Here is a 13140-nt window from a genome sequence, read left to right as displayed (position 1 = left end):
ACCGCACGTACGCCGTTACCGGCAAGGACTTCAGTCGACGCTCCGTCGACGCAACCTACCGGAACGCCCCATGCACAGCGACCACGCCGAACGATTGCCCGAAGCTGCCAGCGAACTGGCCGACGCTGGGGCAGGCGACGGCGTGACCCTGCCGCCGCAGGAGGCTTTGCTGGATGACGCCGGCATCGGCGAGGACACCGTCGAACTGGCACCCCCGCGCCACCGCCTGCCGCAGATCGCGCTGCCCGACAACGTGGTGCTCAAGGGCGCGGTGCAGAAGCTGGTCGAACAGAAATCGCGGCTCGACGCGCTGGCCGCCGAGGGCCAGCTGGCCGGGTTGCTGCCGCCGGAATGGCAGGGCCATGGCGTGCGCGCGATCGAGCTGTCCACCTTCATCCAGGGTGTGCTGCCATTCCTGCAGCCGGGCGAGCGGGGCGAGACCGCCCCGGCGCGGCTGCCGGTGCGCCACGTACTGGGCGATGACAGCCGCTGGGGGCTGGACGATGTGTCCGAACCGAAGTCACTGGCCTGGTACCTGGCCAGTGACGAGCGCGCCACCGCCGGCAGCAAGGACGTGGCCGAGGCGTACCTGGTGGGGGCGCTGGGCCTGGCGTGGATGCAGGAAGGGCGCAGCCGCCCGGGCTTCCTGCGTGCGATGGGCCAGGACAGCCTGGCGGCACGGGTGACCATGCTGGGCTACCCGCCGGCCAACGAGCTGGCGCTGTACAGCGTCACCGCGCACGGCCAACCGCAGATCTGGTGCGTGCACGGCCGCCGTCGCATGCGCCCGCTGGTGGCGCCGTGGTTGAGTGTGCCGCTGCTGACCGCCTACGGCGTGCCGGCACCGGTCGCGTGGCCGACCAGCTTCCCGCCGGTGGAGGCAGTTGCCGAGTTGCTGGCCACCGCCCGGCTCGGCCGCGCGCTGCCGGAAGTGGATCTGGGCAAGGTGGTGGCGAAGATCGCTGAAGACGCCGCATCCGAAACCTGGCAGCCGGTCAGCCTGCTGCAGCTCAACACCTGGTCGCCGCGTTGGCACTTCTTCCTGGGCACCTTCGTCGGCCTGCCGTCACTGCTGCTGGTGGCCGCGGCGCTGGCACTACCGGGGGCGGTCGAAGCGGCCACCGTCGCCGCCTCGCTCGGCTTCGCCGGCGGCGCCATCGCGGCGCTGGCAGTGCCGTGGATCCACGCGCGGCGCAAGCACCTGAGCTGAAAAAGGGGACGGAGGGGATTAAGCCGCAATCAGCACACGTGTGCCTGAAACGACTTAATCCCCTCCGTCCCCTTTTTGCTCAGACCCCTTCGCCCATCCGCTCCAGGCCGTCGCCGGCCAGGCGCAGGATCAGCTTTTCAAGCACCTGCTCTTCCTCGTCGCTCAGTACCGACATCAGCTTGCGGGTGATCTCGATCACCATCGGCGCGATGGTCTCGTACACCTCGAAGCCGGCCGCCGACAGTGCCAGCACCGAGCGCCGGCGGTCGTCGCCGTGTGTCTCGCGCTTGATGAAGCCACGCTCCAGCAGGCGGGCCACGGCGCGGCTGACCGCCACCTTGTCCATCGCCGTGCGGTCGGACACCTCGCTGGCCGAGGAACCCGGATACAGCGCCAGGATGGTGATGACCCGCCACTCGGGAATCGCCAGGCCGTAACGATCGCCGTATAGCTTGGCGATGTTGCCGCTGACCCGGTTGGACAGCACGCTCAGCCGGTAGGGCAGGAACTGTTCCAGGTCGAGCAGGACGTGCGAGGCACGCAGGCGGGTCGAGGCGGGTTCGGGGCTCATGTTGCGGTGCACCTTGCTGGTGGTTTCAAGTGTAACTATAAGGGGTAGGTCCAGACCCTGCATTCTCGCCGGGTCCCTACCTGCCCGCACCTGGTTTGTACCGATGCGGTACCGATTCGGAGCCACGCCATGAATACCGCAGTCCCGACCGCCTCGCACCCCAACCCCGGCATGCAGGTCACCACCTTCGAGAACCCGATGGGCATCGACGGCTTCGAGTTCGTCGAATTCGCCGCCCCGGCCGGCCGTGGCCAGGAGCTGCACGAGTACTTCCGGAAGATGGGCTTCAGCGCGGTGCTCAAGCACAAGCAGCGTCCGATTACCGTCTATCGCCAGGGCGACGTCAACTTCCTGGTCAATGAAGACCCCGATTCGTTCGCCGCCGACTTTGCCGAAAAGCATGGTCCGTGTGCCTGCGGCTTCGCCATCCGCTTCAAGAAGCCGGGCCAGGAGGTCTACCAGACCGCACTGGGCAACGGCGCCGAAGCCATCGCCTTCAAGCCGGACAGCAAGGCGGTCAACGCGCCGGTCATCAAGGGCATCGGCGACTGCATGCTGTACCTGGTCGACCGCTATGGCAGCGCCGGCAGCATTTTCGACGGCGACTACGAGCAGATCCCGGGTACCGACCTGCACCCGGTCGGCTTCGGCCTGACCTTCATCGACCACCTGACCCACAACCTGTACTTCGGCAACATGCAGCAGTGGTCGGACTACTACGAGCGCCTGTTCAACTTCCGCGAGATCCGCTACTTCGACATCAAGGGCCTGAAGACCGGCCTGGTGTCCAAGGCGATGACCGCGCCGGACGGCATCGTGCGCATCCCGCTGAACGAATCGTCCGACCCGAAGAGCCAGATCAACGAGTACCTGGACGCGTACAAGGGCGAGGGCATCCAGCACATCGCCTGCTTCACCGAGAACATCTACGAGACCGTCGAAGCGATGCGCGCGCAGGGCGTGGACTTCCTCGACACGCCGGAGACCTACTTCGACGTGATCGACCAGCGCGTGCCGAACCACGGTGAGGACGTCGCGCGCCTGGCGAAGAACAAGATCCTGATCGACGCCGATCCGGAAACCCACCAGCGCAAGCTGCTGCAGATCTTCACCCAGAACTGCATCGGCCCGATCTTCTTCGAGATCATCCAGCGCAAGGGCAACGAAGGTTTCGGCGAAGGCAACTTCACCGCGCTGTTCGAGAGCATCGAGCGCGACCAGATCCGCCGCGGCGTGCTGTAACGTTCATCGGTAGCGCCGGGCCATGCCCGGCGCCTGCTCACCTGTAGAGCCGAGCCATGCTCGGCTGCTTTCCGTTCCGGTCTCGCCGTTCTTCAGGAGCCCCCATGTCCACCGCCCTCACCGCCCGCGGCTACCAGTCCGGTTTCGGCAACGAATTCGCCACCGAGGCCGTGGCCGGTGCACTGCCGGTCGGGCAGAACTCGCCACAGAAGGTGGCCCACGGCCTGTACGCCGAACAGCTGACCGGCACCGCGTTCACCGCGCCGCGCGGCAGCAATCGCCGCAGCTGGCTGTACCGGATACGCCCGGCGGTCACCCACGGCGAGTTCACCCCGTTCGCGCAGTCGCAGCTGCAGTGTGATTTCGGTGCACAGCCGGCCTCGCCGAACCAGCTGCGCTGGAGTCCGTTGCCGCTGCCGGAACAGCCGACCGACTTCGTCGAAGGCCTGTACACCATGGGCGGCAACGGCTCCCCCGATGCGCATGCGGGCGTCGGCATCCATCTGTACGCGGCCAACCGCGACATGGTCGGCCGCTACTTCTACGACGCCGATGGCGAGCTGCTGATCGTGCCGCAGCTGGGCGCGCTGCGCCTGCTGACCGAGATGGGCGTGATCGAGATCGAGCCGCAGCAGATCGCGGTGATCCCGCGTGGCGTGCGCTTCCGGGTGGAACTGCCCGACGGCCCGAGCCGCGGCTACATCTGCGAGAACTACGGCGCGCTGCTGAAGCTGCCCGACCTCGGCCCGATCGGCTCCAACGGCCTGGCCAACCCGCGCGACTTCGAGACCCCGCACGCGGCGTTCGAGGAGGTGGACGGTGATTTCGAACTGATCGCCAAGTTCGACGGCCGCCTGTGGCGCGCCCCGATCGACCATTCGCCGCTGGACGTGGTGGCCTGGCACGGCAATTACGCGCCGTACCGCTACGACCTGCGCCGCTTCAACACCATCGGTTCGATCAGCTACGACCATCCGGACCCGTCGATCTTCCTGGTGCTGCATTCGCCCAGCGACACGCCGGGCACCAGCAACATGGACTTCGCGATCTTCCCGCCGCGCTGGCTGGTGGCACAGAACACGTTCCGCCCGCCGTGGTTCCACCGCAACATCGCCAGCGAGTTCATGGGCCTGGTGCATGGCGCGTACGACGCCAAGGCCGAAGGCTTCGTGCCGGGCGGCGCGTCGCTGCACAACTGCATGAGCGGCCACGGCCCGGATGCACCGACTTTCGACAAGGCCTCCAATGCCGATCTGTCGAAGGCGGACGTGATCAAGGACACCATGGCCTTCATGTTCGAGACCCGCGCGGTGATCCGGCCGACCGCACAGGCGCTGGCCGCCGGCCATCGCCAGGGCGATTACCAGCAGTGCTGGAACGGCCTGCGCAACAATTTCCGGCCGTCCCGCTAGCTTGGTGGGTGCCGACCTTGGTCGGCACGCACTTATATGCTTGAAACGACTTAATTCCCTCCGTCCCCTTTTTCTTTACGCCGCTTCGGCGAAGGCGTCGCAATGCTCCAGCGGCAGTGCCTCCAGCAGGCGCTGCCGCACGCGTTGGCAATAGCCGTCCGAGGTCAGTCCGGGCAGCATCTGCATCGCCGACTGCAGCCGCTGCAGCACCTCGTCCTCCGCACGCGCCTGCTGCAGGTCGCGGAACAGCGCCGCCGCCTGCGGGTGGCGCTGCATTTCCAGAATGCCCAGTACATAGATGCGCGCGGCCACCAGCGAGCGGCGGCGTTCGACCGGCGCGGTGGGCGCTGGTGCGGGCGCGCTGGCCGTGATGGGCGTCGGGGCCGGTGGCGCAGCGGGCCGTGCGACCGGTACTGCGGGCGCTGGCAGCGGTGCTGCGGTCGGCCCGGTGTCCAGGTAGCCGCTCTGCACCAGCTGGATCACCATGGCGGGCGCTTCCTGGCCGAGCAGGCCGGTCAGCTCGGCGACAGTGCGCTGGCCGTCGCACAGGATCAGCAGCCGGCGCTGGCGCATGTCCAGCGGCGCGCGGTGGGCCTGCAGCGCGGTTCGGGCGAGATCGGTCTTGCGCGGTTGCATGGAAGGGACTGGCGAGTCGGTGCAGGCCGAGCCTGAACGAAGGCGATGAAACCGCGATGACAATGCAGCGCCTGCACGCGCGTTGCGCTAGCGTGCAGCCACCTTCGTGCCAGGGAACCGCACCGATGAAGCACCTCCCGATTGCTGGTCTGTTGCTCCTTTCGCTCACCGCCTGCAACGGCGGCTCCGACAAACAGGGAGCTGCGGGCAGCGGCAGTGACACGTCGGCGGAAACCGCGTCCGCAACCGGGCCGGCACAGTCGGCGGATCCGGATCTGGCCGCCCGCTCCGCCAATGACCTCCGGGCTGACAGCCCGGCGCGCCTGGACGGCTTCGCAGGCGCCAAGCTGGGCGCCAACATTGCCGAGGTCCGTAGTGGATTTGGAGCGCCGCTGCAGGGGCTCGGCACCGATGCCGCCGGCAAGCCGCTGCCGGCCGACGACAGCAACGATGGCTGCTACTTCCTGCGTCCGCAGGACGCCGAGGATCCGCACCTGATGATCGAAGGCCGCAAGCTGGTGCGCTATGACGTGCGCAGCGCCGCGATCATCGCACCGGGCGGTGGCAAGGTCGGCATGACCCTAGGCGAGCTGCAGGTGCTGTACCCCGAGCGCGCCGATGTCGGCCCTGACAAGTACGACGAGAAGGCCCAGCACCTGCGTGTGCGCCCGGCGCAGGAAGGCGATGCGGTGATCGACTTCGCGCTGGGTGCCGACGGCAAGGTCGGCGCATGGCGGGTCGGAAAGACTCCGCAGGTCGATTACGTGGAAGGCTGTGGCTGATCCTTGATCCACGGCCCAGCCACGCGCGCGGGGCCAGCGTAGAATCGCGCCACGACCGCTGGGGGAGTGCTCGATGATCGCCATTGCCATTGCCTGGTTCCTGCTCGGCCTGCTGCTGCTGGCGCTGGGCGGGGACTCCATCGTCAAGGCCGTGTCCGGCCTGGCCCAGCGCTGCGGGGCCAGCCCGTTCACCGCCGGCCTGCTGCTGCTTGGGGTGACCACCTCGTTGCCGGAACTGGCGGTCAACGCACGGGCGTTGGCGGTCGGCCAACCCGAGTTGGCATTGGGCAATGCGGTGGGCAGCAGCATCGTCAACCTGGGCATGACCCTGGCCCTGGCGGCGATCGCCGCACCGTTGCTGCTGCGCGCGCGCCTGCAGTCGGTGCTGTGGTGGTCGTTGCTGGCGGCTGCTGCGCTGCTGATCCTGTTCGGCTTCGACGGCCGGCTGGTGCGCTGGGAAGGCGGCGTGCTGGTCGCCGGCTTCATCGTCATGCAGGTCGTGCTGCTGCGCCGTGGCCGCCGCGAGAGCGCCGAGGTGCAGGCGGCCATCGCCGAATCCGCGCTGAGCCGCACCAGCCTGCCGTTGAACGTCCTGCGCGTGCTGATTGCTGCGCTGACCCTGTACTGGGGCGCACGCCTGGTGGTCGGTGCGGCGGCTGATTTCGGAACCGCGCTGGGCTGGACGCCGTTGCTGGTCGGCTTGCTGCCGGTGGCCATCGGTACCGCGCTTCCGGAGGTCGCCGCCGCCATCGCCGCCGCGCGTCGCGGTCATGGCGACATGGTGCTGGGGCATGTGCTGGGTTCCAGCGCGGTCAACCTGCTGCTGGTGATCGGCGCGATGGCCATGCTGCAGCCGCTGGCGCTGCCGGCCTCGTTCGTGCGCCTGGAACTGCCGGCGCTGCTGGCGTTCGCGCTGGTGCTGTACCCGATGCTGCGTGGCGACCTGAAGATCAACCGCGGTGAAGGCGCGATCCTGCTGGTCGCGTTCGTCGGCTGGCTGGCGCTGGAAGTGCTGCTGGTGGGCGCACCGGGGTTGTAGATCCACGCCATGCGTGGATGCAGTTGATTTCGTGCCGACCAACGGTCGGCACGCACCGGGCGTCACCCTGCCGGCCAGCGGCCGGCACTACCGATTCTGCGCGTGCTCTTCTTCCCGCACCGGTTCCGGCGGCGGCAGCTGTTCTTCGGCGGCCGGTTCGTTGCCCGGCAGGCTGGGACGCTTTTCCATCAGCAGCGACAGCGCGGCCTTGGCCATCATGTGTGCGCTGATCGGCGCGGTGATGAACAGGAACACGGTGATCAGCAGCTCACGCGGCTGCGGGTCCTGGCCCAGGAAGATGTGGTAGCACACCGAACACACCAGCACGCAGCCCACGCCCAGCGTGCTGGCCTTGGTGGGGGCGTGCAGGCGCTTGAAGAACGTGGACAGCTTCACCAGGCCCAGTGCCCCGACCAGGATGAAGAAGCAGCCGAACAGCAGCAGGATCGACAGGCCGATCTGGATCGCGGTGATCATTCGACGATGTCCCGGCGCAGCACGAACTTGCTCAGCACCACGGTGCTGCCGAACCCGAGCATGGCGATGACCAACGCGGCTTCGAAGTAGATCGCGGAGTTGAGATACATGCCGAACAGCATCAGTTCGGCGATCGCGGTCACCGACAGGGTGTCCAGCGCCAGGATGCGGTCGGGCACGGTCGGGCCGCGCAGCAGGCGCCAGGTGGCCAGCAGCATGGCCAGGCCGACCACGTGCATGCACACCACCAGCGTGGTCTGGATGATCTGGAATCCAGTCATGGGAAGATCTCCATCAACGGGGCTTCGTAACGTCGCTTGATCGTATCGATCAGATCCTGCGGGTCCTCCAGGTGCAGCACATGCACCATCAGGAACCTGCGGTCGTCGCTGAGCACGGCCGAGACCGTGCCCGGGGTCAGCGTGATCATGCTGGTCAGTGCGGCGATCCCGTGGATGTTGGCGATGTCCAGCGGCAGCCAGATGAAGCCCGGGTGGATGTTCTTCTCCGGGCCCAGCACCTGGATCGCCACGCGGATGTTGGACATCAGGATGTCCCACAGGGTCACGCACAGCAGTTTCGGCAGCGGTCGCAACGTGCCGATGCGGGCGAACTCGCGGTCCAGGCGTGCGGCGAACAGGGGCACCACCACGCCCAGCACCAGGCCCAGCACGATCTGGCCGAGGGTGAAGCTGTCGGACATCAGCAGCCAGAACGCCACCACCATGATGCTGAGCACCGGCGAGGGAATGACGCGGCGGAACAGGGAGCGCTGGGCGGTCATGGCTGGCGGATCTCCGGCGTGGTCGCACGCAGCTGCTGCACGTACTCGCTGGGGTGCAGCAGCTGTGCGGCAGTGGCGTCGGTGTAGCGCATCAGCGGTGCGGCGGCCAGGGTCATGCCGATGCCGTAGGCCAGCAGGATGCAGGCGGCGTACAGCTCGACCCGGCGCAGCCGTGCCTTGCGTGGCGGCGGCGCCTCCGGGTCGACCGGCGGCACGCGCCAGAACAGGCGGATGCCGCCGCGGGTCAGGCCCATGATCACCAGCAGGCTGCTGACCAGCACCGCGGTCCACACCGGGCCGGTGTACTGCGCCGGCATGCCGGCCAGCAGTGCGGCCTTGGCCAGGAAGCCGGACAGGGGCGGCAGGCCGGCCACCGACACCGCGCCGATCAGGAACAGCACCGCTGGCGTTTCCTTGCCCGGCATCGGCGCGACCACTTCCTTGCGGTCGCTGGCGCCACCGCGGCGGCGGCGGATCAGGTCGGCAATCAGGAACAGCGCGGCGGCCACGAAGCTGCTGTGCGGCAGGTAGTACAGGCCAGCGGAGAGCACCTGCGGCGTACCCACGGCGAAGGCGATGAACAGCGTGGCCGCCGAGACGATCACCAGGTACGAGATCAGCACGCGCAGGCGGGTCGCGGCCAATGCACCGAGGCCACCGAGCACCAGCGTCGCCACGCCGGCCCACAGCAGCCAGTCGCGGCCATAACCCGCCATCGCACCGGCGTCGTCGCCGAACCACAACATCTGGATGCGCAGCACCGCGTACAGGCCGACCTTGGTCATGATCGCGAACAGCGCGGCCACCGCGGCCGGGGCACGCGAATAGGCTTCCGGCAGCCACAGATAGAGCGGCATCAGTGCCGCCTTGGCGCAGAACACCAGCAGCAACAGGCCCATCGTTGCCTTGACCAGGGTCAGCTGCGTCGGCGGCACCTCGGCGATACGCTGCGACAGCTCGGCCATGTTCAACGAGCCCAGCGAGGCATACAGCAGGCCCAGCGCGATCAGGAACAGGGTCGAGGCGGTGACGTTGAACACCACATAGTGCAGGCCGATGCGCATGCGCAGGCCGCGGCCGCCGCTGAGCAGCAGGCCGTAGGAGGCGATCAGCATCACCTCGAAGAACACGAACAGGTTGAAGATGTCGCCGGTTAGGAATGCACCGTTGAGGCCGACCAGCTGGAACTGGAACAGCGCATGGAAGTGCGGCGCGCGGCGGTCCCAGCCCGAGCAGGCATGCAGCAGGCAGGGAATGGCCAGCAGCAGGGTGGTCAGCAGCATCCACGCCGACAGCCGGTCGGCCACCAGTGCGATGCCCAGCCGTGACGGCCAGTCGCCCAGCAGGTAGACGTTGATCTCACCACTGGCGGTGGTGGCGAACAGCAGGCCGACCGCCAGGGCCAGCGCCGACAGCGAGGTCCAGGCCACCGCGCGCTGCACCCTGGGTCCGTAGCGGCGGTGTTCGACGAACAGCGACAGCGCAGCACCGAGCAAGGGGATCAGGATCGGCAGGATCACCAGATGGTTCATGCGCGGTCCTCGCCCTGGCGCGGCGAAATGCCCTCATCCTGCAGGTCATCATCCGGCTCGTGGGCGTCCACGTGGTCGCTGTGGTTGTCGCTGCGGCTGCGCATGGCCAGCACGATGCTCACCGCAGTCATCGCAAACGCGATCACAATCGCGGTCAGCACCAGCGCCTGCGGCAGCGGGTCGGTGTAGTTGCCGAGGTGGCTGTCCACGCCTTCCTGCAGCACCGGCGCCTTGCCCAGTACCACGCGGCCACCGGCGAAGATCAGCAGGTTGGTCGCGTAGGACAGGAAGGTCATGCCGAGGATCACATCGAAGCTGCGCGCACGCAGCAGCAGGTAGATGCCGATGGCGGTCAGCACGCCGATCGCGGTAGCCAGGGCCAGTTCCATCAGTGCATCTCCCCGGTGCGTGCCGAACGGCGTTGCAGGTCGATCTCACCCTTGCGGGCGGTACGGGTACGCGACGGCTTGATCGTGCCCATCATCGACAGCATCAGCATGGCGCCGCCGAACACCACCAGATAGACGCCGATGTCAAAACCAATCGCGCTGGCCAACGGCACCTCGCCGATCAGCGGCAGGTGCAGATCGAGGTGGCCGCTGGTCAGGAACGGTACGCCGAACAGCATCGAGGCGCTGCCGCTGAGCAGGGCGATCAGCAGGCCCATGCCGATGCAGCGGATGTAGTCGAAGCCGAAGCGCGATTCCACCGACGCGGTACCCTGGATCACGTACTGGATCAGCAGCGGCACCGCCAGCACCAGGCCGGCGATGAAGCCACCGCCCGGCGCGTTGTGGCCGCGCAGGAACAGGAAGATCGACACGGTCAGGGTCAGCGGGAACATGATCTGCGCCAGGTCGGCCGGCACCGGCAGCTTGATCGGCGGGCCGGGCATGATCTGCTCCGGTGCCATCCGCGTACGCCGCAGCAGCGCATGCACCACCAGCGCGGCGATGCCGAACACGGTGATCTCGCCGAAGGTATCAAAGCCGCGGAAGTCGACCAGGATCACGTTGACCACGTTCTGGCCATACGCCTCGGGCAGCGCCCGGCCCAGCAGTTCGCCGGCCATGGTGTTGGGCGGCAGGGTCATCGCCGAATAGGCCAGCGCGCCGAGGCCGGCACCGGCGAGGATGGCGATCACCGCATCGCGGCGCTTTCGCCAGCGCGGCCGCTCCGGCCCGGACTGCGCGGGCAGGTAGTTCATGCCCAGCAGCATCAGCACCAGGGTGACCATCTCCACCAGCAGCTGGGTCAGGGCCAGGTCGGGCGCGGACAGGAACACGAAGGTCAGCGCCACCATCAGGCCGACGCCGCCGACCAGCAGCACCGCCAGCAGGCGTTGCTTGTAGACGCGCAGGGTGGCCACCGCACAGGCCATCATCACCAGCCACAGCGCCCAGCCCAGCAGCGGGATCGGCTGCGGTGCGGTCCAGTTCGGCGAGGCCGGATTGGCCACGAACGGCGCCGCAGCAACCACGATCGCCACCAGCACCAGGCCCAGCAGCATGCGCTGCAGGCTGCCGTTGGCGATGCCGTTGGTCAGGCGCATGGCCAGCGCGGACACCGCATCCAGCTGCGCATGGAACACGTTGCGACCGGTGCTGACGTTGGTCACGCCGTGCAGGTTGATCAGCTTGCGCAGCCCGAAGTACAGCGCCACGCCACCGACCAAGCCGATCGCGCTCATCGCCAGCGGCAGGTTGAAGCCGTGCCACACGGCCAGGCTGTACTCGGGCATGGCCGGGCCGAGGATCGACGCGGCGGCGGCATGCAGCACCGGTGCCACGGTCAGCGCTGGGGCCACGCCCACCGCGATGCAGATCACCACCAGCAGCTCCACCGGCACCTTCATCCAGCGCGGCGGCTCGTGCGGCACGCGGTCCAGGTCGTGCGGGCCAGGGCCGAAGAAGGTGTCGTGCACGAAGCGCAGGCTGTAGGCCACGCCGAACACACCGGCCAGCAGCGCGGCGATCGACACTGCCGTGCGCATGGTGCCCGGGCCGCCTGCGGTGATCGCTTCGGCGAACAGCATTTCCTTGGACAGGAAGCCGTTGAGCAGCGGAATGCCAGCCATCGCCAGCGAGGCGATGATCGCCAGCGCACTGGTGAACGGCATCAGCCTGCGCAGCCCGCCCAGCTTGCGCATGTCACGGGTGCCGGTCTCGTGGTCGATGATGCCGGCGGCCATGAACAGCGAGGCCTTGAAGGTGGCGTGGTTGAGGATGTGGAACACGCCGGCCACCACCGCCATCGGCGTGGACAGGCCGAACAGCAGGGTGATCAGGCCCAGGTGCGAGATCGTCGAATAGGCCAGCAGGCCCTTCAGATCGTGCTGGAAGATCGCGTTCCAGGCGCCGATCAGCAGGGTCAGCGCGCCGATGCCGCTGACCGTGTAGAAGAACAGGTCGCTGCCGGCCAGCGCCGGATGCAGGCGCGCGAGCAGGAACACGCCCGCCTTCACCATGGTGGCCGAGTGCAGGTAGGCCGAGACCGGGGTCGGTGCCGCCATCGCGTGCGGCAGCCAGAAGTGGAACGGGAACTGCGCACTCTTGGTGAAGATGCCGGCCAGCACCAGGAACAGCGCGTAGGGGTACAGCGCACTGGCGCGGATCTGCTCGCCGGCAGCCAGCACCACGTCCAGGTCGAAGCTGCCGACGATGCGGCCGATCAGCAGCACGCCACCGAGCAGGGCCAGGCCACCGCCGCCGGTGATCACCAGCGCCATCCGCGCGCCCTCGCGGGCGTCCTGGCGGTGCGACCAGAAGCCGATCAGCAGGAACGAGCTGATGCTGGTCATTTCCCAGAAGATCATCAGCAACAGCAGGTTGCCCGACAGCACCATGCCCAGCATGGCGCCCATGAACAGCAGCAGGTAGCAGTAGAAGCGGTGCGCGTTGTCCTGCTGGCTCAGGTAGTAGCGCGCATACAGCACCACCAGCGCGCCGATGCCCAGCACCAGCCCGGCGAACATCCAGGCCAGCCCGTCCAGGCGCAGGGTGAAGTCCAGGCCTATCTGCGGCAGCCAGGGCACCATCGTGCGCACCACCTGGCCATCGAGTACGGACGGGGTCAGCCAGCCGAGGATGGCCAGCCCGCCCAACGGCGCCAGCGCCGCCAGCCAGGCAGCAGTCGAGCGCGAACTACGGGGGAAGGCCGCAACGGCCGCTGCCATCAGGAAGGGCAGGGCCAGCAGCAGGGGCAGGCTGGGGAGCATGCAGGGAATCCATGATTCACGAGCAGGTCAGGGAGGATAACAGGCTGCGAAATGTCGCCGAAACCCATCGAACAGCGATCAATTGCATGTAACGTTCGCTGATTCATCTTTTCCGCGGCGCAACATCGCGTTCCTGCCTCTCCTCCCCGGTTGCCTTCGGGGGACACCCTACGCCCACGCAGGGAGACCGCAGGCCCTGTCGCACAGGGGCTGCCGTCGACGGGCGGGACGTGGGGAG

13 protein-coding genes are annotated in these 13140 nt (G+C 67.8%); 5 read left to right on the top strand and 8 right to left on the bottom strand.

Translation table 11 applies throughout. The features are described 5' to 3' along the window. The first annotated feature begins 70 nt into the window (after positions 1-70). On the top strand, positions 71-1210 hold the full coding sequence (locus N440_RS16620) for a hypothetical protein (RefSeq protein WP_133935771.1): 1140 nt from the start codon (positions 71-73) through the stop codon (positions 1208-1210). Positions 1211-1289: 79 nt separating this feature from the next. On the opposite strand, the gene N440_RS16615 is transcribed toward N440_RS16620, so the two are convergent. Continuing rightward, positions 1290-1781, bottom strand: coding sequence for a MarR family winged helix-turn-helix transcriptional regulator (locus N440_RS16615; RefSeq protein WP_053451008.1), 492 nt, complete (start codon positions 1779-1781; stop codon positions 1290-1292). Between the two features lie 129 nt (positions 1782-1910). Between N440_RS16615 and hppD the strand changes: the two genes are divergently transcribed. Together hppD and hmgA are read left to right on the top strand one after the other, a co-directional pair. Then, positions 1911-3023 (top strand): 4-hydroxyphenylpyruvate dioxygenase, encoded by a 1113-nt coding sequence (hppD, locus tag N440_RS16610; RefSeq protein WP_006474253.1) that lies wholly within the window; start codon positions 1911-1913, stop codon positions 3021-3023. Between the two features lie 104 nt (positions 3024-3127). Then, positions 3128-4435 carry a homogentisate 1,2-dioxygenase gene (hmgA, locus tag N440_RS16605; RefSeq protein WP_133935770.1) on the top strand — a complete coding sequence of 436 codons (1308 nt, stop codon included), beginning with the start codon at positions 3128-3130 and terminating at the stop codon, positions 4433-4435. Positions 4436-4510: 75 nt separating this feature from the next. Here the strand turns inward: hmgA and N440_RS16600 are convergent, their stop codons facing one another. Then, positions 4511-5071: a hypothetical protein gene (locus tag N440_RS16600; protein ID WP_133935769.1), complete on the bottom strand. Its 561-nt coding sequence runs from the start codon at positions 5069-5071 to the stop codon at positions 4511-4513. 125 nt (positions 5072-5196) lie between these two features. On the opposite strand from N440_RS16600, the gene N440_RS16595 reads away from it, so the two are divergent. Together N440_RS16595 and N440_RS16590 are read left to right on the top strand one after the other, a co-directional pair. Next, entirely contained in the window at positions 5197-5853 is a 657-nt protein-coding gene (locus N440_RS16595; protein WP_133935768.1) for a hypothetical protein, read from the top strand. Positions 5854-5926: 73 nt separating this feature from the next. Next, positions 5927-6892 (top strand): sodium:calcium antiporter, encoded by a 966-nt coding sequence (locus N440_RS16590; protein WP_133935767.1) that lies wholly within the window; start codon positions 5927-5929, stop codon positions 6890-6892. Positions 6893-6979: 87 nt separating this feature from the next. Here N440_RS16590 and N440_RS16585 read toward each other — a convergent pair whose 3' ends face one another. The 6 genes from N440_RS16585 to N440_RS16560 are packed head-to-tail and all read right to left on the bottom strand — an operon-like array spanning position 6980 to position 12902. Next, on the bottom strand, positions 6980-7369 hold the full coding sequence (locus tag N440_RS16585; RefSeq protein WP_133935766.1) for a Na+/H+ antiporter subunit G: 390 nt from the start codon (positions 7367-7369) through the stop codon (positions 6980-6982). Further along, positions 7366-7650, bottom strand: a complete 285-nt coding sequence (locus N440_RS16580; protein ID WP_006399171.1) for a K+/H+ antiporter subunit F — start codon at positions 7648-7650, stop codon at positions 7366-7368. The genes N440_RS16585 and N440_RS16580 overlap by 4 nt, the downstream gene beginning before the upstream one ends. Beyond that, positions 7647-8153, bottom strand: coding sequence for a Na+/H+ antiporter subunit E (locus N440_RS16575; RefSeq protein WP_133935765.1), 507 nt, complete (start codon positions 8151-8153; stop codon positions 7647-7649). Before N440_RS16575 ends, N440_RS16580 begins: the two co-directional genes overlap by 4 nt. Then, positions 8150-9685: a monovalent cation/H+ antiporter subunit D gene (locus tag N440_RS16570; protein WP_133935764.1), complete on the bottom strand. Its 1536-nt coding sequence runs from the start codon at positions 9683-9685 to the stop codon at positions 8150-8152. Before N440_RS16570 ends, N440_RS16575 begins: the two co-directional genes overlap by 4 nt. Beyond that, complete coding sequence (locus N440_RS16565) at positions 9682-10074, bottom strand: Na+/H+ antiporter subunit C (RefSeq protein WP_006474204.1); 393 nt, start codon at positions 10072-10074, stop codon at positions 9682-9684. The genes N440_RS16570 and N440_RS16565 overlap by 4 nt, the downstream gene beginning before the upstream one ends. Next, on the bottom strand, positions 10074-12902 hold the full coding sequence (locus tag N440_RS16560; RefSeq protein ID WP_133935763.1) for a monovalent cation/H+ antiporter subunit A: 2829 nt from the start codon (positions 12900-12902) through the stop codon (positions 10074-10076). Before N440_RS16560 ends, N440_RS16565 begins: the two co-directional genes overlap by 1 nt. Between the last annotated feature and the right edge of the window lie 238 nt (positions 12903-13140).

The sequence above is a fragment of the Stenotrophomonas sp. CC22-02 genome, assembly GCF_004365115.1.
GTDB classification, from domain to species: Bacteria; Pseudomonadota; Gammaproteobacteria; order Xanthomonadales; family Xanthomonadaceae; genus Stenotrophomonas; species Stenotrophomonas forensis.
Note: the sequence above shows the minus strand (reverse complement) of the source record. Positions and strands in the feature narration are given on the sequence as shown.

Bases quoted from the DNA above. Each gene is read 5' to 3' on its own strand.
- N440_RS16570 (WP_133935764.1), bottom strand. From the start codon at position 9,685: ATGAACCATCTGGTGATCCTGCCGATCCTGATCCCCTTGCTCGGTGCT.
- N440_RS16595 (WP_133935768.1), top strand. From the start codon at position 5,197: ATGAAGCACCTCCCGATTGCTGGTCTGTTGCTCCTTTCGCTCACCGCC.
- N440_RS16600 (WP_133935769.1), bottom strand. From the start codon at position 5,071: ATGCAACCGCGCAAGACCGATCTCGCCCGAACCGCGCTGCAGGCCCAC.
- N440_RS16560 (WP_133935763.1), bottom strand. From the start codon at position 12,902: ATGCTCCCCAGCCTGCCCCTGCTGCTGGCCCTGCCCTTCCTGATGGCA.
- N440_RS16575 (WP_133935765.1), bottom strand. From the start codon at position 8,153: ATGACCGCCCAGCGCTCCCTGTTCCGCCGCGTCATTCCCTCGCCGGTG.
- N440_RS16580 (WP_006399171.1), bottom strand. From the start codon at position 7,650: ATGACTGGATTCCAGATCATCCAGACCACGCTGGTGGTGTGCATGCAC.
- N440_RS16565 (WP_006474204.1), bottom strand. From the start codon at position 10,074: ATGGAACTGGCCCTGGCTACCGCGATCGGCGTGCTGACCGCCATCGGC.
- N440_RS16585 (WP_133935766.1), bottom strand. From the start codon at position 7,369: ATGATCACCGCGATCCAGATCGGCCTGTCGATCCTGCTGCTGTTCGGC.
- N440_RS16590 (WP_133935767.1), top strand. From the start codon at position 5,927: ATGATCGCCATTGCCATTGCCTGGTTCCTGCTCGGCCTGCTGCTGCTG.
- hmgA (WP_133935770.1), top strand. From the start codon at position 3,128: ATGTCCACCGCCCTCACCGCCCGCGGCTACCAGTCCGGTTTCGGCAAC.
- N440_RS16620 (WP_133935771.1), top strand. From the start codon at position 71: ATGCACAGCGACCACGCCGAACGATTGCCCGAAGCTGCCAGCGAACTG.
- hppD (WP_006474253.1), top strand. From the start codon at position 1,911: ATGAATACCGCAGTCCCGACCGCCTCGCACCCCAACCCCGGCATGCAG.
- N440_RS16615 (WP_053451008.1), bottom strand. From the start codon at position 1,781: ATGAGCCCCGAACCCGCCTCGACCCGCCTGCGTGCCTCGCACGTCCTG.